General features: G+C 72.6%; 12 protein-coding genes. 4 read left to right on the plus strand and 8 right to left on the minus strand.

The features are described 5' to 3' along the window. Positions 1–117: 117 nt before the first annotated feature. From ACWEFL_RS33650 to ACWEFL_RS33675, 6 genes are read right to left on the minus strand one after another with little or no spacing between them, the layout of a single operon-like run. The gene (locus ACWEFL_RS33650) at positions 118–1,281 is read right to left on the minus strand and encodes a cytochrome P450 family protein (RefSeq protein WP_451720310.1); all 1,164 of its coding nucleotides are present in this window, start codon (positions 1,279–1,281) and stop codon (positions 118–120) included. Then, positions 1,278–2,261, minus strand: coding sequence for a methyltransferase (locus ACWEFL_RS33655; RefSeq protein ID WP_451720313.1), 984 nt, complete (start codon positions 2,259–2,261; stop codon positions 1,278–1,280). The genes ACWEFL_RS33650 and ACWEFL_RS33655 overlap by 4 nt, the downstream gene beginning before the upstream one ends. Before the next feature lie 2 nt (positions 2,262–2,263). Continuing rightward, positions 2,264–9,601, minus strand: a complete 7,338-nt coding sequence (locus ACWEFL_RS33660; RefSeq protein WP_451720315.1) for an amino acid adenylation domain-containing protein — start codon at positions 9,599–9,601, stop codon at positions 2,264–2,266. Next, on the minus strand, positions 9,598–10,170 hold the full coding sequence (locus tag ACWEFL_RS33665; protein WP_451720318.1) for a DUF6875 domain-containing protein: 573 nt from the start codon (positions 10,168–10,170) through the stop codon (positions 9,598–9,600). Before ACWEFL_RS33665 ends, ACWEFL_RS33660 begins: the two co-directional genes overlap by 4 nt. Then, positions 10,164–11,432 (minus strand): FAD-dependent oxidoreductase, encoded by a 1,269-nt coding sequence (locus tag ACWEFL_RS33670; RefSeq protein WP_451720320.1) that lies wholly within the window; start codon positions 11,430–11,432, stop codon positions 10,164–10,166. The genes ACWEFL_RS33665 and ACWEFL_RS33670 overlap by 7 nt, the downstream gene beginning before the upstream one ends. Further along, the gene (locus tag ACWEFL_RS33675; protein WP_451720387.1) at positions 11,429–13,108 is read right to left on the minus strand and encodes a non-ribosomal peptide synthetase; all 1,680 of its coding nucleotides are present in this window, start codon (positions 13,106–13,108) and stop codon (positions 11,429–11,431) included. The genes ACWEFL_RS33670 and ACWEFL_RS33675 overlap by 4 nt, the downstream gene beginning before the upstream one ends. Before the next feature lie 344 nt (positions 13,109–13,452). Between ACWEFL_RS33675 and ACWEFL_RS33680 the strand changes: the two genes are divergently transcribed. Next, positions 13,453–14,505 (plus strand): transcriptional regulator, encoded by a 1,053-nt coding sequence (locus ACWEFL_RS33680; protein WP_451720323.1) that lies wholly within the window; start codon positions 13,453–13,455, stop codon positions 14,503–14,505. Here the strand turns inward: ACWEFL_RS33680 and ACWEFL_RS33685 are convergent. Beyond that, on the minus strand, positions 14,413–15,768 hold the full coding sequence (locus ACWEFL_RS33685) for an MFS transporter (protein ID WP_451720325.1): 1,356 nt from the start codon (positions 15,766–15,768) through the stop codon (positions 14,413–14,415). The genes ACWEFL_RS33680 and ACWEFL_RS33685 overlap by 93 nt on opposite strands. After that, positions 15,765–16,919 carry a sulfatase gene (locus tag ACWEFL_RS33690; RefSeq protein ID WP_451720328.1) on the minus strand — a complete coding sequence of 385 codons (1,155 nt, stop codon included), beginning with the start codon at positions 16,917–16,919 and terminating at the stop codon, positions 15,765–15,767. The genes ACWEFL_RS33685 and ACWEFL_RS33690 overlap by 4 nt, the downstream gene beginning before the upstream one ends. Before the next feature lie 186 nt (positions 16,920–17,105). Between ACWEFL_RS33690 and ACWEFL_RS33695 the strand changes: the two genes are divergently transcribed. Genes ACWEFL_RS33695 through ACWEFL_RS33705 form a run of 3 tightly spaced genes read left to right on the plus strand, consistent with a single transcriptional unit; the run spans position 17,106 to position 20,545 of the window. After that, a complete protein-coding gene (locus ACWEFL_RS33695; protein WP_451720331.1) occupies positions 17,106–18,770 on the plus strand; it encodes a B12-binding domain-containing radical SAM protein in 1,665 nt (554 codons plus the stop codon). Between the two features lie 3 nt (positions 18,771–18,773). After that, positions 18,774–19,805 carry a sulfotransferase family protein gene (locus tag ACWEFL_RS33700; protein WP_451720334.1) on the plus strand — a complete coding sequence of 344 codons (1,032 nt, stop codon included), beginning with the start codon at positions 18,774–18,776 and terminating at the stop codon, positions 19,803–19,805. Beyond that, positions 19,802–20,545 carry a class I SAM-dependent methyltransferase gene (locus tag ACWEFL_RS33705; RefSeq protein ID WP_451720337.1) on the plus strand — a complete coding sequence of 248 codons (744 nt, stop codon included), beginning with the start codon at positions 19,802–19,804 and terminating at the stop codon, positions 20,543–20,545. Before ACWEFL_RS33700 ends, ACWEFL_RS33705 begins: the two co-directional genes overlap by 4 nt.

The following is a 20,545-nucleotide window of genomic DNA, read 5'->3' on the forward strand; positions in this document are numbered from 1 at the left end:
AGCTTGTCCGTCAACAGGCCGAACCACCCCTCGGCCTGGTTCATCCCACCCGTCCAGCCGCATCCGGACAGACCGCATCCGGACAGACCTTGAGAGACCTGCTACTTGGTCATGTCCCTACGGTCCGTCGCGTCCCCCCAGCGGGGACGAGGTCATCGGCTCATGGGGGGTGAAGGTGACCGGGAGGGCCTGGGGGCCGCGGAACGTCGGGGCGTAGCCCCAGTCGACCTCGTCGCTGGGGATGTCCAGGGTCAGGTCCGGCAGGCGGCCGAACAACGTGGTGATCGCGATCTCCGTCTCCAGCTTCACCAGATGGCTGCCCAGGCAGGTGTGCGCGCCGTGGCCGAACGCCAGGTGCGGGCGGGCATCACGGGTGAGGTCCAGGGCGCCGGGGTCGGGGAACCGGTTCGGGTCGCGGTTCGCCGCCGCCAGCGACAGCAGCACGACGTCGCCCTCTCCCATGCGGGCGTCCGCGATCGTCATGTCCTCGCCCGCGTACCGGTACTCCGCCACGTGCGACGGCGAGTCCAGGCGCAGCAGTTCGTTGATCGCCTGGGACCAGTCGATGTCGCCGCCGAGCAGGGCGGCTCGCTGGCCGGGGTGGCCGAGCAGGCGCAGGATGGTGGTACCGAGGAACTGGATCGTGGTGATGTGACCGGCGCCGATCAACGTCATGACCATCACCTCCAGTTCGTCCCCGGTCAGCGCGCCCGACTCGATCAACCGCGTCGGCAGGTCGTCCCCCGGGTGCGATCGTTTGTAGGCCACCAGCTTCCGGACGTAACCCAGCAGCTCGGCCAGCTTCACCTCGTCACGCGGCTGCTGGAACTTCGCGCGGTACCACATGTCCAGTACGTCGGCGGCGGGCGCGCGCTCGGCTTCCGGGATGCCGAGCAGGTCGTGCATGACGGCGACCGGGACCTTCCGGGTGTACTCGGCGACGAGGTCCGCGTGCCCCCGCCCGGCGAACGACTCGACGGCGTGCGCGCAGGTCCGGGCGGTGCGATCGCGCAGGCGGGACACCGCGGCGGGGGTGAACGCCGCGGCGACGAGCCGGCGCAGCCTGGTGTGTCGGGGATCGTCCAGATTGGACAGACCGGGCGGGTGCGGGTCGGGGTTGACCGGGGCGCGGCTGCCCAGGCGGCGGTCCGCCAGGCAGGCGCGGACGTCGTCGTACCGGGTCACCAGCCACATCCGGCCCGGGATGTGCGGGCCGGAGACGGGGCAGACCGGGTCGTGCTCGCGCAGCCAGGCGTAGCCCGGGTACGGGTCGGCGGTCACGACGGCCGACCGGCGATCAGCAGCTTCTCCAGCGGGGACGCGGCGAGCGGCACGACCCGTGTCTCGGTGAGCCCGGCCTCGCCCAGCCAGGCCGCGAGGTCGGCGTAGCGGTGGACGCCGCCGCCGTGGCCCTGCCACAGGGTCAGGTCGAACATGCCGAGGAACCCGGCCGCGGCCGGGCCCAGCCCGGCCGGTGGTTCCCGGTCGTGGTCGAGGACGGCGATGCTTCCCGTGGGGGACAGCGATTTCGCCGCGCGCCGGAACAGCTCGCGGCATTCCTCGGGGCGGTGGCCGTGCAGGACGTTGAACAGCAGCACCAGGTCGTGCCCGGAACCCAGGTCGTCGGTGAGGTAGTCGCCTGCCCGCGCCGTCACCCGGTCCGGCGGGGCGTCTTCGCGGAGGGTTGTGATCGTCTCGGGCAGGTCGAAGACGGTGACCCGCACGTCCGGGCGGCGGCGGCACAGTTCGACGGTGTGGTCGCCGTGGCCGCCCCCGATGTCCAGGACGGTCGCCGCGGGAGGCAGCGCGGCGGCGATGTCATCGGCCAGGTCCGCGGCGGCGCCGGCGAGCATCCGGCGCCAGAGGGCCGCGGTGGCGGGGCGCTCGCGCAGCCAGGTGTAGAAGCCGCGGCGGGGCGTGCCGGTACGGATGGTGTCCTCGAGGTCGGCCCAGTGCTCGAACAGGACCTCGTGCCAGAACAGTTCGACGTCCACCGGGCCGGGCGTCGCGGCGGTCGTGACCCCGTCGGAGTCGCCGTCACGCCGCAGGTAGCCGAAGGTCACCAGGACGTTCACCAGGCCGCGTACCCCGGCCGGGTCACCGCCGATCGTGGTGGCCAGCTCCTCGACGGACAGCGGGCCGGCTTCCAGCGCGGTGAACACCCCGAGCCGGACACCGGCGATCATGGCCCGGTACCCGGCCGCGCCGAGCCGGTCCAGTACCGGAGCCGGGACACCGAGGGATTCTTCGGGCAAGGGCATGATCATCCACTTCCGGAAAGCGCGCCGGCACCGGTGAGGAAGTCCAGGTGCCTGCGCAGCATTCGCTCGTTGGCCGGGGGGAACCCCACCCCCGCCTCGGCCGCGGCGGCCCAGGTGCGGGAGCAGTCGAACCGCGGGTGCGGGCGGGGGTGTTCGGGCAGGGAGAAGGCGAGCGGGGCGAAAGGCCCGGCCGGGTCGGCGAGCATCCGCTCCCGCCATCGGTGGTACGGCACCACCTCGGTCGGGTGACCGGCCGAGGTGAGGGCGGCGGCGAGGGCGGCACGGGTGAGGCCGCCGTCGCCGTGGTAGTGGTGGTCCCGGCAGAGGTGGTTCGGGGCCTGTGAGAGCGCGACGATCGCCGCGGCCACCGTGTCCACGGGCACCATGTCCAGCACCTCGGCGGTGTCCGGGACGGCGCCCGCGGCGATGCATCCGGTGAGCCAGCGGCTGAACGCGGAGCGCGGGTCGGCGGCGCCGGTGGCGGTGTCGCCGACGATGGCCGCGATGCGGTGGATCGAGACGGGCAGGCCGTGGCCGCGGGCGGCGGCGGCCATGGCGTCGGCCACCCATTTGCTGAGGTCGTAGCCGCTGGTGAGGCCGCTCGGGTCGGTGGGAGCGTCGGTCTCGGTGACGACGCGGCCGTCGTAGGCGTCACCGAGGAAGACACCGAGGGTGGAGATCAGGTGCAGCGGGGCGCCGCTGTCGCCGGCCAGGCGCAGGAGCGCGGCGGTGGCGTCGACGTGGGCGGGTTTGAGGGCCTTGTAGGGCGCGGCGAAGTGCGGCACGGCGGCGTTGTGGTAGATCGCGTCCACGGCCGTGAGGGTGTCGTGATCCTCTGCGGACAGGCCGAGGCCGGGTGCGGACAGGTCGCCGGGGACCGGGATCACGCGGTCGGTGACCGGCAGCCGGTCGATCGAGCCCTGGCGGACGAGGCAGTGGATCCGGGCGTCGGTCCGGGCCAGGAGCTGGCCGAGGAGGTGGCGGCCGAGGAAGCCGGTGGCGCCGGTGAGCAGGATCCGGCGCGGCGTGCCGGCCGAGGGGACGCCGGGCGGGCGGTGGACGGTGCGGAGACGGATTTCGGGAGGGGGGACGGCGTCGGCGCGCAACCGGTCGACCGTGGGCAGGTCCGCCGAGGCACCGTCATCGATGGCTGCCGCGAACGCCGCCACGGTGGGGGCGGTGAACAGGGTGCGCATCGGCACCGTGACGCCGAGACGGTCGCGGACGGCGGCGAGGACGTGGGCGGCGATGAGCGAGTGCCCGCCGATGGCGAAGAAATCCGCGGTGCGGTCCAGGTCCTCGCCGGACTGGTCGAGAACGGTGGCCCAGATGGCGGCGACGGCTCGCTCGGTGGCGGTCCGAGGCGGATCCGCCGGGGCGGAGGGGCTGGTGGGGTTGGTGGGGGGTTCGGGGAGGGCGGAGTTGTCGACCTTGCCGGTGCTTGTGGTGGGAAGGGCGTCGAGGACGACCACGGTGTCCGGCACGAGATGCGCGGGCAGGCGGTCGGCGCAGAAGGCGCGCAGGCCGGGAACGTCCGGGACGGCGGCCCGCGAGCCGGGGGTGGCCGGATCGGGTGCGTTCCGGGTGGGTGTGGTCGAGGCCGGGGCGCCGACGTAGCCGATGAGGCGGTCGCCCCTGGCCACCACCACGGCCTCGGCGACGGCCGGGTGCGCGGCGAGCACGGCCGCCACCTCCCCCGGCTCCACCCGGTTGCCGCGGATCTTGACCTGGTCGTCGGCCCGGCCGACGAACTCGAGCGTGCCGTGCGGGTTCAGCCTCGCGAGGTCGCCGGTCCGGTACATGCGGGCGCCGGGGTGGGCGCCGTACGGGTCGGCGAAGAACGCCGCGGCGGTCGCGGCCGGGTTTCCCCGGTACCCCCGGGCGGGCGCCATTCCTCCGATGTAGATCTCGCCGACCACGCCGACGGGCACCCGGCGCAGGGCCCGGTCGAGGAGGTGGACGCGGACGTGTCGCAGCGGGCGGCCGATCGGCAGTCGGGTGGGGTGCTCGCGGCCGTCGACGGTGCGATGGCTGGTCGCGCAGACGGTGGCTTCCGTCGGGCCGTAGTGGTTGTGGAGGGGAATGCCGTGCTTCGCCCACGCGCGGACGGTCGCCGCCGGGACGATGTCGCCGCCGACCATCATGATCTCCAGCGGGAGGCGTTGCCCGGCGAGATCGGCCACCCAGCGCTGCCAGAGGGGGGCCGCCGTGTCCACCGCGGACAGCCGGTGCTCGACGCAGAGCCCGAGGAGGTCCGGTCCGGTGAGGCCGCCCGGGTCGGGGTGGATGACCAGGGTGGCCCCGGCCGCCAGGACCGGGAAGATGTCGCCGAACGCGGCGTCGAAGTGCGGGGGCGGGACCATGAGGAGGCGGTGCGCGGCGGTGAGGCCGTGTTCGGCGATGAAAGCGGTGGTGAGGTTGAGGAGGGTGTCGTGCTGTACTTCGACGCCCTTGGGTTCGCCGGTGGAGCCGGAGGTGTGGACGACGTAGGCGAGCTGGGACGGGTGGATGGGCGTGGGTTCGTGGTGGCCGGTGGCGGGGAGGGCGTCGCGGGTCAGGACGGTCCTCGCACCGCTGGCGGTGATCAGGGCGTGTCGGCGGGAGGGCGGCTGGGCGGGGTCGATGGGGACGAAGCATCCGCCCGCCTTGAGCACGCCGAGGATCGCGATGATCGCGTCGGCGCTGGACGGGATGGTGATCGCGACCGGGTCCTCGCTCCGGATGCCGGCCTCGCGCAGGTGGCGGGCGACGGCTGAGGATCTGCGGTCCAGGTCGCGGTAGGTGAGGGGAGTGGCGGCGAGGTCGAGGACGGCGGTGGCGTCAGGGGTCTGGGCGGTGCGGGCCGCGATCAGGTCCACGACGGTCGTGGCGGCCGGTCGCGTGCGGACGGCCGGGCCGGTGGGCGGCGTGTCCGGTCCACCGGGGGAGGCCGGACCGGACCGGGTGCCGAGGGCGGTGTGGACGGCGCTGTCGGCCGGGGACAACAGGTCCAGGTGAGCCAGTGGGAGACCGGGGTGGCGGGCCACGGCCTCCATGACCGCCAGCACCTGGTCGGCGATCCTGGTGATCGTGTCCGCCTCGTACCGGTCGGTGCGGTAGTCGATGAGGGCGGGCCAGTCGCCCTCGCGTTCCCTTTCCCTGATGTGGAGGGTGAGGTCGAAACGGCTGGTGGCGCGGTCGATCGGCAGCGGGGTGGCGGTCAGGCCGGGGAAGGTGACGGGGGCCGTCTCGCGGTTGAGGACCAGCATCGTCCGGAACAGGGGGTGGTCCTGCCGTGGGGTGGGGACCGTGGTGAGGATGTCGGCCAGGGAGATGTCGGCGTGGTCCATCGCGTCGGCCACCACCCCGGTGGCGTCGGCGAGCAGGTCGCGGGGGGTGGCTCGACGGTTCGTGCGGAGCCGGAGCGGGAGGGTCGTGACGAACATGCCGATCACGTCGTCCCATCCGGCCGGGCGGGTGCTGACCGGGGCGCCGACGACGAGGTCGTCACCGCCGTCCCGGGTGGAGGAGACGATGGCGAAGACGGCGAGGAGACCGGCGAAGGTGGTGGTCCGCTCGTCCCGGCACCAGGTGGCGAAACGGCGGGCGAGCCCGGCCGGGACGGTGAACCGGTGGGTGGCACCGGGGACAGCGCCCGCGCGGCGGGGGTGAGCCGGGCCCGGGCCGGATTCCGGGTGCGGCGATCCGCCCGACACGGGGGCCCGGGCCGTGCCGTACGGGTGGTCCGGCGAGGGCCCGGAGGCAGGCGGGGCGTCGCGGAGTGTTTCAGCCCAGAATTCGGTGGTTCGCTGCCGCGGGCCCACGGCAGCCGGCGCGGGGACCGGTAGCCCCGGTGCGCTGGTCTTCGTGCCGGGCGCGGCCCTCGGCCCCTGGACGTCCGTGGCACCGGACAGGGGCGGGGAGACCGGATCCACGGTGGTCAGGGCCGTCAGCAGGATCGATATCGATGTGTCGTCGCAGATGATGTGGTGAGCGGTGACCGTCAGGAGATGGGTCGTGGGGGCGGTTCTGATCAGGTGGGCTCGCACCAGCGGGCGCCGGGTCAGGTCGAAGGGGCGGTCGGCGTCCCGGGCGGCCAGGCGTTCGGCCTCTGGCCACGGGTCCGCGTGAGCGCTCAGGTCGGTGGTGCGCCAGGCCCTCGCCGCCAACTCGTCCGTGTAAGGCGCCGCGCTCAGCCGCGGGGTGTCGTCCTGGACGACGATCGCCGATCGCAGGACGGGATGGGTGGCCAGAGTGCGGGCGAACCTGGCGCGCAGGTCCGCCTCGTCGAGCGCACCCTCCAGCCGCAACGCGGCGTGCACGACATAGGCGCCGTCGTCCCGGCCCGCCTGGTGGATGATCCACAGCCCGTGCTGCGGGCCGGACAGCCGTCCCGGTGGAGCGGGCACCGCCCCCGAGATGTCTGGAGTGTCCGGGAGCTCCGGCGTATCGGGATCGCCCTGGCCCGCATCGATCGCGGCGGCCAGGGCGGCGACGGTGGGGTTGGCGAACAGGGTTCTGATCGTCACCTCCGCGCCGACCGACGCCCGGATCTCGGCGACGGCCTTCACCGCCGCCAGGGAATGGCCGCCGGACAGGAAGAAATCGTCGTCGCGGTTCACCGGGCGAGCCAGCAGGCTCGCGAAGATCTCCGCGAGCGCGGTCTCCAGACCCGGGTGGGGATCAGGGGCGGCGACATCCTCCGCCGGCGGGGGCAGAGCGCGTACGTTCAGCTTTCCGGAACTGGTCAACGGGAACGCGTCCACGGACACCATCGCCGACGGCACCAGGTAGGCGGGAAGGACACGGCTCAGCCGCTCCCGCACCCTCGGCCAGCGGGGCGTGATCCCGGCGGCCGGGATCACGTAGGCCACCAGGCGGTCACCGTCACCGGCCACGCGGGCGTCGGCGACCTCCGGGTCCGCCCGCAGCGCCGCCTCCACCTCGGCCGGTTCCACCCGGTGACCCCGCACCTTGAGCTGCGCGTCCACCCGCCCGACGAACTCCACGACACCACCCGGCCGGCGCCGCGCCAGGTCGCCCGTCGCGTACATGCGCGCGCCGGGCACCGGCGAGAACGGGTCGGCGACGAACCTCGTCGCCGACCGGCCGGGCGCGCCGAGATAGCCGCGCGCCAGCGGGAAACCACCCAGGTACACCTCGCCGACCACGTCGTCGTCAACCGGTCGCAGTCCCGCGTTCAGCAGATACACGGCCACGCCGCCGAGCGGGTCGCCGATGCCGAACCGGCTGCCCTGGCGCACCCGCTCGGCGGTCGACCAGATCGTCGTCTCGGTCGGGCCGTACGTGTTCCACAGCTCGGCCCCGCCCAGCGACCCGGCCAGCTCCGGCGTCAGCACCTCCCCGATCGACACCCGGACCCGCACGCACTGCGGCACGCCCCCGGCCGCCGCCAGCACCGCCCACACCGACGGGGTGACCTGGACGACCGTGACCGCCTCGGCCATCAGACGCCGCGCCAGCGCGGGACCGTCCACAACGATCTCCGGCGGTACCGGCGCCACCCGGGCGCCCACCGTCAGCGGCCCCACCAGTTCCCACACCGAGATGTCGAACGCCGGGGAGATCATGGCCGCCACCACGTCCCCGGCGCCCAGCCCCACCAGCGCCGTCGACCGGGCCAGCATCCCGGCCACCGCGCGGTGCGGCACGCCCACCGCCTTCGGGCGGCCGGTCGACCCGGACGTGTGGAGCACGTACGCCAGTGACTCGGGCGCGATTGCGGGATCGACGCGCTCGAACTCCTCCGGCAGGTCCGGGATCTCGGTCAGCACGACGCGGGCGGCCTCGGTGACGGCCCGCCGCCTCGGCTCGGGCCACAGCGGTTCCACCGGCACGTACACCGCGCCCGCCCGCCAGATCCCGAGGATGGCCACCACCAGGTCCGTGCCGCGCGGCAGGTCCACCGCGACCCACGCCTCCGGCCCGGCGCCCTTCGCCCGCAGCACCGAGGCCAGCGCCGCCGAACGGCGCTCCAGCTCGGCGTAGGACAACTCACCCACCGCGAGGCCGTCCGCGCCGAACCGGATCAGCTCCAGCACGGTCGACGGCGCCGGAGCACCGGCCGGCCCGGCCACCGGCCCGGCCACCGCCGAAGGCTTGGCCGTCAACGCCGACAACCGGCGATCGGGGTCGGCGCACGCACGGTCCAGCAAGGCCAGCAGCCGCCCGGCGACACCGTCGACCGTCGCACCGTCGAACAGGTCCGTGTCGTGCTCGGTGACCACCGCCATCTCCGCGCCGCCGGACTCCACCATCACGGTGAGGTCGACGTCGGCCGTGCCCGTGTCCGGCAGCATCCGGTCGGCCCGCACGCCGGGGAGCACCACCTCGGGCGGGTCCTGCATCACGAGGTGCGCCTGGCACAGCGGCGCGTGGCTCGGGTCGCGGGAGGCGCCGACCGCCTCGACGATCCGGTCGAACGGGACCGCCGCGCCGCCCAGCCCCGCCGCGACCGCGCGGCGGACCCTGGCCACCAGCTCGCGGAACGTCGGATCGCCGCCGATCCCCACCCGCAACGGCACCGGGTTCACGAACATTCCGACGACGCCGGCGAACTCCGGCCCCGGCCGCCCGGACACCAGGGTGGCGACCACGACGTCGTCCTGACCCGCCGTCGTGCCCAGCGTGGCGGCGTACGCGGCCTGCAGCACGACGAACCGGGTGGCGCGCGTGGCGCGGGCGAGCGCGTCGACCCGCGCGGTGAGACCCTCGGGGACGGCGTGGCGGCGCAACTCCCCCCGGAAGGCGCGCATCCTCGGGCGGGGCCGGTCGGTGGGCAGGGTGAGCAGGTCCGGCACACCGACCAGATCGGACACCCGGCCCGACGGGTCGTGGTCGACGATGTCCGGCGGCGCCCCGGGATCCGGCAGCGGCCGGGCCGGGTCGGCGTACAGGGCGCTGATCTCCCCGCACAGCACCGACAGTGACGTACCGTCGACGACCGCGTGATGCGTGTTGATCACCAGTATGTGGTCGGTCGGCGTGATCCGGCCCAGACGGATCCGGAACAACGGCCCGGTGCGCAGGTCGAACGGCTCCCGTGCGGCCTGCGCCGCGAACGCCGCAGCGGCCGCGTCTGCGGCTGGCACCGTCCGCACCACGACATCCGCGGCGCCCACCGGACCCACCCGTCCGACCGGCTCGCCGTCGACCTCGTCGAACGTGGTGCGCAGCGCCGGGTGCCGGGCCACCACCAGATCCGCCGCGCGCTGGAGCGCGTCCACCGACACGGGGCCGGCCAACCGGAACACCGCCGGGTTGTTGTGCAGGGGTGCGCCGTCGGCGAACGCCTCCAGGAACCACAGCCGCCGGGCCCCGGGCGGGAGCAGGACCGTCATCGGTACGCTCCCCGGTCTCCGAACCGGCGCCGGTACGCCGCCAGATGCTCCGGGTCCGCCCGCAGGAACGGCGCGTCGGCGGCCACCATGTGCCGCACCGCCAGCAACGGCAGCGGGCTGCGCATCGGCCGGAAGTCCGCGTTCCACAGACCGGGCGCGGACGGCGGTCCCGGGTGGAACTCGCCGATCATCAGGCCGCGTTCCACGAACCCGGGCTTCAGCTCCCGCTGCGTGCGGTCGATCTCCCCGGGCGTGACGTCCGGCAGCACCACCAGGACCGTCCGGTATCTGGCCTGCGGCCCCTCACGCGGCGGCAGGTCGGGGAACCAGTCGCGGTAGGCGGTCATCACCGCCCGCAGGTCCGGCCGTCCGGGGTGTACGGCGAGGAAGAACCCGCCCCGTTCCAGCGAGATGGCCGTGTACGGGCACACGTCGCCGCCCCGCCCCAGATCGGGGTGCGGTCGGCACAGGTAGGACCGCGCCCACGCCAGCACCGCCTCGGCGGCGGCCGGCAGGTCCGGGTGATCCGGCTCGAACAGCGCGACGTCACCCGCCGGGTGGCTCAGCATCTCCCGCTCCGCTTCCGCCGCGCCGCAGCGAGCAACATGACTGTGCCGAGCCCGGCGAGTCCACCGAGGAGGCGGTCCTGGCGGCGGGCCCGGGCGAGCGCGTCGCCGTACGGGAGGCTGCTGTGGCTGATCATCGCGTACAGCGTCCGCCACCCCGGCAACAGGCGGCCGAGCGCGAAGTCGATCCGCTTGCGGGCCAGGAACACCGGTGACCGCACCCGGTCGCGCAGCTCGACGAAGTTGCGCGCGGACAACTCGGCGAGCACGTCGGTGTGCGGGCGGCGGCGGGCCTCGAACGCGGCGAGCGCGTCGCCCGGGGCATGCTCGGCGAGACACGCGTCGAGCACCGCGCAGTCCTCGAACGCGGCGTTCATCCCCTGGCCGTAGAACGGGAACACGGCGTGCGCGGCGTCGCCGACGAGGACGACACGGTCGTGCTGCCACGGCGCGGTGCGCACCGACACCAGGCTGCCCGGCTCGTGCGCGAGGAACTGCGTGACCAGGTCCGGCACCAGATCGGTCAGGTCGCCGAACTCCTCGGCCAGGAACGCCCCGGCCCGTGCCGGGTCGCGCAGCCCCGAGAACCCGGTGTCGCCGTCGAACGGCAGGAACACGGTGCCGGTCAGCGATCCGTCCGGGTTGGGGTGCGCCACCACCAGTCCCCGCCCGCTCGGCCACACGTGCAACGCCTCCGGCCGGTCGACGGCCGGGATGGTGAACTCCCGGTAGCCCCAGTCCAGGTGCGTCTGGTGGAACTCGGCGCGCACCCGGCGGTGCAGGTGCGTGCGCACGGTCGAGTACGCGCCGTCCGCGCCCACGACGAGATCCGCCGAGAACGTCCGGGCCGGGGTCCGCACCTCGGTACCGGCCAGGCCGGTGACGCGGTGCCCGAACCACAGCCGCACCCGGGGAACCGATTCGGCGGCGTCGAGCAGGGCGATGTTGAGGTCGTGGCGGCGGACCGAGTGCAGCACCTCGGTGTCGTCCGCGCCGTAGGGCTGGTAGGTGACCCGGCCGCTGTGGTGGACGATCCGCCCGCGCATGGGAACCGCTTTGGCCAGGGCCTCATCGAGGAGGCCGATGTCGCGTAACGCCGCCCGCCCGCGTTCGGACAGCCCGACGCTGATCGACGCGGCGTCCGGGCCGTTCGTGCCGCGCGGGTCGCCGCGCCGCTCCACCACGTCCACCTGGTGGCCGCGGCGGGCCAGCCGGATCGCCAGCATGGTTCCGGCCATACCCGCCCCGACGATCACGACGTTCATGTCCGGCCCCTGGCCGAGTTCACCGAGGCCGCTGAGGCTACTGAGGCCACCGGGTCCATCGCGGACAGGGCTTTGGCGAGATCGGCGGGTGTGGAGGCGTCGAACACGGTGGCCACGGACGCGTCCACGGCCAGTTCGACCCGGATCCGGCTGACCAGCGCGGTGGCCATGAGCGAGGTGCCGCCGAGGGCGAAGAAGTCGTCGTCCGGCGCGACCGAATCCACCGACAGCACCTCGGCGAACAACCGGGGGAGGTCGTCGGCGAGCGCGCCCGACGCCCGCGGCGCGGGCTCGGCGAACGCGGCCCGGTCCAGTTTTCCGTTGGGGGTCAACGGGAAGTGCCCGACCACCTCGATCGTGTCCGGGACGAGGTGGGCCGGCAGCCGCTCGGCGAGGTGCGCGCGCAGGTCCGGCACGCTCGCCCCGCGCGGCACCACGTAGCCCACCAGGTAGGGGCCGAGCGGTCCGGAGCGGGCGACGACCGCCGCCCGCGCCACCGCCGGGTGAGCGCCGAGCGCGGCCTCCACCTCGGCCGGTTCGACCCGGTGGCCGCGGATCTTCACCTGATCGTCGGCCCGGCCGAGGAACAGCAGGTCACCGTTCGGCAGCACGCGGACCAGGTCGCCGGTGCGGAACATGCGCGACCCGGGCGGACCCCACGGGTCGGCGACGAACCGCTGCGCGGTCGGCCCGGGGCAGCCCAGATAGCCGCGCGCGACCCCGGCGCCGCCGATGTACAGTTCGCCCTCGGCGGCCGGGGCGCACGTCTGGTCCAGCACCCGTAGTTCGGTGCCGGGGATCGCCGCCCCGATCGGCACCACCGGGCCGCCGGTGAGCGGCGCGCTCATGGTGGCGCACGCGGTCGTCTCGGTCGGGCCGTAGGCATTGATCATCCGGCGGCCGGCGGACCAGCGGGCGACGAGGTCCGGGCCCAGCGCCTCCCCCGCGACGATCAGGCAGGAGACCGAGGGCAGCGCCATGTCCGGCTGGGTGGCGAGCGCGCTCGGCGGCATGCACACGTGGGTGACGCCGTGCTCGGCGATGAACCGGGCGAACGGTTCGCCGGGCGGAAGGCCCTCGGGCGGCGCGAGAACGAGCGTAGCCCCGGTGAGCAGCGCCATGCACAGGTCGGCGACGGCCACGTCGAAGCCGACCGACGCGTACTGCAGCACCCGGGCACCCGGTCGGGCGCCGAAGCGTTCCCGTTGCGCCGCGACGAGATGAGCGATCCCCGCGTGGGGAACGACCACGCCCTTGGGCTTTCCGGTCGAGCCGGAGGTGTAGATGACGTAGGCGGCGCACGCCGGATCGGGATCCGCCACCGGGACGGCGGACACCGCCGCGGCCTCCAGCGCCCGCAGCTCCTCCGGCGCCAGCACCAGGGCGGGACGGGCGTCGGCGAGCAAGGCGGCCACCCGGTCCGGCGGTTGGGCGGGGTCGACCGGCAGGTACGCGGCTCCCGCGGCGAGCACGGCGACGACGGCCACCGCCATGTCCGCGCCGCGCGGGATCGCGACGGCGACGATGTCGTCCGGCCCGATCCCACGGTCGCGCAGCCCGCCCGCCACCGCGGAAGCGCGGGCGTCGAGCTCACCGTAGGAGAGCGTGCCGTCAGCGGCGACAACCGCGATCGACTCCGGGGCCCGGGCGACCTGGCGCCGGAACATCCCCACCATCGTCTCGGCCGGTAAGGGATTCGCCGTATTCATTCGCGCGTCCACTGCGGTTTCACACTCCGTGACCCACGGAAATCTATTTAGAGGAACGAGGGGAACTCTGTCTCATGACGCGGATCGGTGTCAACGAGGTCGGCGAGGTGCTTACTTCGGCGCTCGCCCGATGCGCCGACCGCAATGGCAATGATGAGAACTTGTTAATGGAAATTCTGTCCCGCCGGTCTGTTCGGTGCCATGACCTGGCCAGTATCTTGTAGCCGCTTCCCGAGACCTGATCAGTTACGCGCTGCCGAGCGTGACCAAGTCGTGCTCGGAAATGGGTTGGCCCATCTGGAGGAGTTCGGGTGAGCGGGACATCGCTGGGTACGCGATCAGGGGACACGCCGCCGACGCTCGTGCCGGTCGACCAGGTGACCGAAACGCGTCTCGTGCGGATCGCCGGCTCCAGTCCCGACCATGTCAGCGTGCTCGCGCAGTGCCCGGACGACCTCCCGCCGATCCTCGTGCACCGCCCGACCATGCAGGTGATCGACGGCGTGCACCGCCTGCGCGCGGCCAAGCTGCGCGGGGACGCCGCCATCGGTGTGCGGTTCGTCGACGGCACCGAGGAGGACGCGTTCGTGCTGGCCGTGAGCGCCAACGTGGCCCAGGGGCTGCCGCTGACGCTGGCCGACCGCACCGCCGCCGCCTCCCGGATCCTCTCGTCGCATCCGCACTTGTCGGACCGCCTGATCGCGTCGACGGCCGGGTTGTCCACCAAGACGGTGGCCGCGATCCGGCAGCGTTCAACCGGGGAAATGACTCAGTTGAACACCCGCCTCGGCCGCGACGGGAAAGTGCGGCCACTCGACGCCTCCCACGGACGCACGATTGCGAGTCGGGCGATTTCGAACAATCCAGGTCTTTCGCTGCGGGAGATCGCCCGAATCGCCGGAATATCGGTCGGCACCGCCCGGGATGTCCGGGAAAGAATGCGCCGCGGCGAGAACCCTATTCCGTCGCGGCATCGCCTTTCCGCCGGACACCGCGCGGAGAACACGGAAAACACAGAAAACCCGGAAAGCACAGAAAACCCGGAAAGCGCGGAAAACATGGAAAACGGCGCACCGGGCAACAACACCGGCGGTGGCAACGGCACCAGCGGCACGCCTCGCGCCGAACGAGGCCGGTTCCTGCTCTCGCTGCGCACCGATCCGTCGTTGCGGTTCTCCGAGATCGGCCGCGCGCTCCTGCGGCTGCTCGACGCCAACACCCTCGACGCCGCGCAGTGGGACCGCCTCGCCGCGGCCGTCCCCCAGCGCTGGTCACCGGTCGTCGCCGGCCTCGCCATGGACTGCGCGGCTGACTGGTCGGCGCTCGCCTGCCGGGTCCGCGGCCAGGTCCGCGTCAGCGCGTGAGTCCGGCGCGCACGCCACGGCGATCGCCGCCGCCATCTCGACCACCGCGAACAGCGCGACCACCGGGAGCAGCGCCGACGAGCCGCCGGTGATCGCGACCGCGACCAGCGGCCAGAAGCTGGAGATCGTGACGCCGACCTGGTAGGTCACGGCGATCGCGGAGAACCGCACCATGGTCGGGAACAGGTCCACCAGGAATGCCGCCAGGCCGCCGTAGATCGCGCCGTGCGCGATGGTCAGCGCGGGGATGAACACCAGGGCGATCAGCGTCGGGTCACCCGAGGACAGCCAGGCGCCCGCCGGGATCATCGCCACCGCCGCGACCACGTAGCCGAAGATCATGACCCGCCGGCGGCCGAACCGATCGGACAGCGCGCCGAACACCGGCAGTGTCACGCACTCTCCCAGGGCCGCGATGATCAGCCCGGTCAGCACGGCCGACCGCACCTCCGGCCCGGCCTTCGCCGCGTGCGCCACCAGGAACACGGTGAACATGGCGATCACCGACCCGGTGCCGAGCGACGCGAGAATGCCGATCACCACGCGGCGCGGCCACCGCCGCAGCACCGTGATCACCGGCACCCGGGCGGCGCGGTTCTCCGCCCGGCCACGTATGAACTCCGGTGTCTCCTCGACTCCCAGCCGGACCCAGACACCGATGCCGACCAGGACGCTCGATGCCAGGAACGGCAGCCGCCACCCCCAGGTCAGGAAGTCCTCCTCGGGCAGCTTGGAGATCAGCACGAAGGTCAGGTTGCTGCCGAACAGCGCCACCGCGAAGCCCATCGCGGGCCAGCTGCTGAAGAAGCCCCGGCGCCCGGGCGGGCCGTGTTCGGTGCTGAGCAGCACCGCGCTTCCCCATTCGCCGCCGATGCCGATGCCCTGCGCGACGCGCAACGTCACCAACAGGACCGGCGCGAGGACACCGGCCTTGTCATAGGTGGGCAGCAGGCCGATGCCGAACGTGGCGATGCCCATGACGAGCAACGTCCACACCATCATCGACTTGCGGCCCACCCGGTCGCCGAAGTGGCCGAACAGCAGGCCGCCCAGCGGGCGTGCGACGAACCCGGCCGCGTAGGTGGCGAACGACGCGAGCACACCGCCGGCAGCCGACGACCCGGGGAAGAACAGCGGGCCGAACACCAGCGCGGACGCCGTCGCGTACAGGTAGAAGTCGTACCACTCGATGGCGGTGCCGATCGTGCTCGCGACCAGCACCCGGCGGACCGAGCGGGGCGCCGAGGTCACCCCTGGTGTCACGCGTCCTCATCGGACACGAGAACCCGGCCGCCGAGCTCGTGGGGATCGGCGGCGAGGTCGTAGGCCCACACCTGCCGCCCGTCCGCCTCCCAGATCACCTTCCGCCCGTCCGCCCGCACCGCGTGCAGCGCCTTCAGGTCCGGGTACTCGTCCGAGGCGGCGGCCCGCTCCTGCGGGAAGTAGGTCTCCGAGTACGCCTCGCGGGACGGACCGGTGCCGTTTGCGAAGAACTCGGTCAGCGAGGCACCGTCCGACGACCGCGGCTCCAGCCCGAGTCGGTCGAGCACCGTCGGCATGATGTCGACGAGCCGCACCTGGCTGTCCACGCTCGTCCCCGCCGGCACGCCGGGGCCGCTGATGATCAGCGGCACGTGCTGGGTCGCGTCGAACAGCAGGCAGCCGTGGCCCTCCTCGTACGGGTGGCCGAGGTCGCCGGCGTGGTCGTTGGGGTACCACCCGGCCAGGTCCTCGCCGTGATCGGAGAAGCACACCACCAGCATCGACTCGATGTCGTGGCCCATCTCGGCGATGCGGCGCAGCAGGAGCTGGACGTAGTGGTCGGTGTAGGCGACCTCGCCTTCGTACGGGTTCGCCACCTCGACGCCGACGTCCTCCGGCGGCTCGTACGGCCAGTGCGCGTCGAAGAAGTGCGCGAACAGGAAGAACGGGCCGGTGCCGTCCAGCGACTCGAGCCAGTGAGCGGCGCGTTCGACCACCAGCGGCGCGCGCTTGAGCGCCAGCCCGCGCAGCTTCACGTCGCCGACCGACAGCGGGTCCCGGCCGTCCGGCAGCAGCGGGATCTCGTCGTCGTAGAAGTCGAACCCGCGGTCGATCCCGTACCACTTGTTCAGGCCGGGGCAGGACACCACCGCGCCGGTCGTGTACCCGGCCTCCGACAGGCACTCCGCCAGCGTCGGCACCCGCTTGTCCAGCGCTTCGCGGAACAGGTGCCTGACCCCGTGGCGGGGCGGCTGGAGCCCGGTGAACACCGTGGCGTGGCTGACCGGCGTCAGGGGGCACGACGAGATCGCCTGCGTGAAGCTGACCCCGCTCGCGCGCAGCCGCTCCACACCGGGGTACTTCCCCGAATAGGCCACGTCGGCGCGCACGGTGTCCAGGGAGATGAACAGGATGTTCGGCTGTGTGGTCACCGGGATTCCTCTGTATCCGCTGTCGAGCCGCCGGGCCGGACGCCAGCGGCACCGAAGGCTAGCAACGGGCTCCCCGCGTACGACATCGACGAACAGCGCGGCATGAACACCCGTGCCGAACAGCACATCCCGCCCCTACAGTTACCTGGCGGAGCGTCCGCGACCGTGACGCGAGGGAGAGTTCACATGGCGCGCAAGTTATCCCTGGCCCTGGAGCTGTATGCCGACGCGAACGGCACCGTCGACCAGCGCTACATGGAGCAGATGCGCAACCAGGACGCCGAACCGGTGCCGACCGATCCCGCGCTTCCGAGATTCACCCTCGTCGTCGGACCCTCGCCGTTCACCATGCCGCGCGGTTGGGAGTTCTTCCTCACCTCACCCTACGAGGGCGCGACGTACATCTCGACCGTGCTGCACAACGCCGGGTACCCGGTGCGCATCGTCGACGTCCGCTACACCCCGAACCCGCTGCAGGCGGCGTACGAGCAGATCATCGAAGGCACCGACGTGCTCGGTGTGTGCACGTTCGAGGACAACTTCCCGTTCTGCCGCGCGCTGATGGCGATGGTCCGCGAGTCGCACCCGGACATACCGATCATCTGCGGCGGCTCGCTGGTCACCTCCGTTCCGTCGATATTCATGACGGACACCGACTGCGACATCGCGGTGATCAGCGAGGGCGAGATCACCATCCTGGAGCTGATGGAGAGCTACGCCCGCGGCTCGTGGCAGCGAGATCTCCCGACCGTCAAGGGCATCTGCTACCGGGACGAGAAGGGAAAGGCGCGCCGCACGCCGCCGCGCGGCCAGATGATGGACCTCGACGCGCTGCCCAGGATGCGGCTCGACCTGTGGCCTCAGTCGCGGTCGCCGCTCGGCATGCAGCCGCAGGTGATCTCCTCTTACAGCCGCGGCTGCAAGATGGACTGCTCGTTCTGCTACCGCACCACCCCGCAGGTGCGGGCGAAGTCGCCGGAGAAGATGGACCGCGACCTCGACTGGCTGAAAACCCAGTACGGCGTGGAGTTCTGCTTCTTCGTCGACCTCACGTTCAGCTCGCACCGCGGCCAGACCATCGAGATGTGCGACGTGATCTCCCAGCACGATCTGCGGTGGACCTGTCTGACCCGGTGCGCCGACATGGACAAACCGCGCATCGACGCGATGCGGGAGGCGGGTGCGGACATCATCCTGTACGGCGTCGAGTCGCTGGGGACCGAGGTGTTGCGCGAGGCCCGCAAGGGCAGCAGCGAGAACCTGACCGTCCGCGCGATGCGCACCACGTTCGACGGCGGCGTGCGGTTCGGCTCGCTGCTCATCGTCGGTCTGCCGAACGAGACCGAGGAATCCCTGTCGCACATGGTGCAGTTCGCCGAGCAGTACAACCATGTGACCCGGGTGAAGTACCTGTCGGCCATGCCCGGTACGACGGTGTACCAGGACGCGGTGCGGAACAAGGTGATCCGCACCGAGATCGACCACCTCAACTGGCTGTCGGTCGAACAGGCGCTGCACGAGGACGAGTTCCTGAACGTGAGCGGGCTGCCCGAGCAGGTCTGCCGGGACGCGTACAAGCGTGTGTACGACGCCTATCAGCCCGGCCCGGTGATGGACTTCCGGCACTGGCCGGAGCACTTCCAGTACTTCCACCCGCAGCCGGCCGACGGCACCGAGCGGTCGACGTCGTACGCCGGGACCGGCTGGCGCACGGAGTGGAGTTCCGCCGCCGCGCCACTGGTTCCCGGTTCCGAACAGTACACATTGGACAAGGTGGCCGACCCGGAGGTGGCCGCGGCCGGGAGCACTCTGATGGACTGCGGCGCGAAGAAGCTCACGGTCGGGGCCTGACCTGTGTCCCCCCAGGACGGCCCGATCCTGATCATCGGGACCGAGCGCTCCGGGTCGAACCTGCTGCGGCTGGTGCTCGACGCGCACTCGCGGATCGCGGTCCCGCACCCGCCGCACTTCATGCGGTACCTGTCCGGCATCCCGTACCACGGTGACGTCGACGCGATGGTGGGCGACGCGATGCGGTTGCTGCGCAACCACATCCACCCGTGGCCGCACGTGATCGACCGGGCCGCGGTGACCGAGACTGCCGTGAGGGGAAAGGCGCCGTCGCTGTTCGCGGTGGTGTCGGCGATCTACGACCAGTACCGCGTCGCGGAGGGCGCCGCCCGGTGGGGGTGCAAGAGCACGTTCATGGTCGAGCACGTCGACGAGGTGCTCGCCGAACTCCCGGACGCGCGGTTCCTGTGGCTGGTGCGCGATCCCCGCGATGTGGCCGCGTCGGCGAAGCGGGCCGTGTTCGGCTACTGCCACCCGTACCGGATGGCGCTGCGGTGGACGGCCGAACAGGAGCTCGCCCGCGCGGCCCTGGAGCGGTGGGGGCCGGCCGTGGTGCACCTGGTGCGGTACGAGGACCTGGTGTCCGCGCCCGAGGGGGAGATCCGGGCGATCTGCGACTTCATCGGTGAGACGGTCGAGCCCGCGATGCTGGCGCACCACCTCAGTGGCAACGCCCGGGTGACCGCGTCGCTGTCGGCGTCCTGGCGCACGGCGGGCGACCCGATCACCACGGCCCGGATCGGCGCCCACCGGCGGGGGCTGTCCGACCGGGAGCGGCGGCAGGTGGAGAGCGCGACCGCGCGGACGATGGAGACACTTCGCTACCCGTTCGACGGAGCCTCGCTGGACGAACCGGCTCCCGGTCCGCTCGGCGTCGCGCTGCGCGGGTTCGCGGTGCGGCTGGCGGTGGAGGCGCGATCGCTGTGCACCGACCGCAACCACTTCCGGCGCTGGCGGCGCGACGCCACCGTCCGCCGGCTGCGCCGCCGCGCGACGCCGGGCCGCGCCCTGGTTCTGGCAGGAGAGAGCAGATGAACGAGACGGGAAGCGTCCGCACGCACTTCGCCGACCGCGCGAGCACCTACGACCGGTCCAGTTCGTGGTGCACCGACGACGCGCTCGGCGAGCTGATGCTGTCCACGGCCGCGCCCCAGCCGGGCGACGCGGTCCTGGACGTGGCGTGCGGCACCGGACTGGTGTCCAGGCTGTTCGCCGGGCGGGTGCGGCGGCTGGTCGGCGTGGACATCACGCCGGAGATGGCCGCGCAGGCGCGCGGCACGCTCGACGAACTGGTGATCGCCCCGGCGGAGGAGCTGCCGTTCGGTGACGGCACGTTCGACATCGTGGTGTGCCGTCAGGGGATCCAGTTCATGACGCTGCCGGACGCGGTGCGGGAGATGGTGCGGGTGACCCGGCCGGGCGGGCGGGTCGTGCTGACCCACCTGTGCGCCTACGGGGACGACGACCGCGACGAGTACTTCGAGATCCTGCGGCTGCGCAACCCGGCCCGGCGGCACTTCTTCCGGCCCGGCGATGTCGAGGCCCTGCTCGCCGGCGCGGGCTGCGACCCGGTGCGGTCGCAGCGGTACGTGTCGGTGGAGGACGTGGACGTGTGGTCGGACAACGGCGCGATCGGCGAAGACGCGCGGGAGGCCATCCGGGACCGCTACGGGAGGGCGTCACCCGCGTTCCGCGCACGGCACTCGGTGGCCGAGGCGGACGGGCGGATCACCGACCACATGCTGTTCGTCGTCGCCTCGGGAACGAAGGTCTGA

Source organism: Streptomyces sp. NPDC004838, from assembly GCF_053600955.1.

Coding starts and splice junctions, on each gene's coding strand:
- ACWEFL_RS33655 (WP_451720313.1), bottom strand. CDS start 2,261: ATGCCCTTGCCCGAAGAATCCCTCGGTGTCCCGGCTCCGGTACTGGAC.
- ACWEFL_RS33660 (WP_451720315.1), bottom strand. CDS start 9,601: ATGACGGTCCTGCTCCCGCCCGGGGCCCGGCGGCTGTGGTTCCTGGAG.
- ACWEFL_RS33665 (WP_451720318.1), bottom strand. CDS start 10,170: ATGCTGAGCCACCCGGCGGGTGACGTCGCGCTGTTCGAGCCGGATCAC.
- ACWEFL_RS33670 (WP_451720320.1), bottom strand. CDS start 11,432: ATGAACGTCGTGATCGTCGGGGCGGGTATGGCCGGAACCATGCTGGCG.
- ACWEFL_RS33675 (WP_451720387.1), bottom strand. CDS start 13,108: ATGGTGGGGATGTTCCGGCGCCAGGTCGCCCGGGCCCCGGAGTCGATC.
- ACWEFL_RS33695 (WP_451720331.1), top strand. CDS start 17,106: ATGGCGCGCAAGTTATCCCTGGCCCTGGAGCTGTATGCCGACGCGAAC.
- ACWEFL_RS33705 (WP_451720337.1), top strand. CDS start 19,802: ATGAACGAGACGGGAAGCGTCCGCACGCACTTCGCCGACCGCGCGAGC.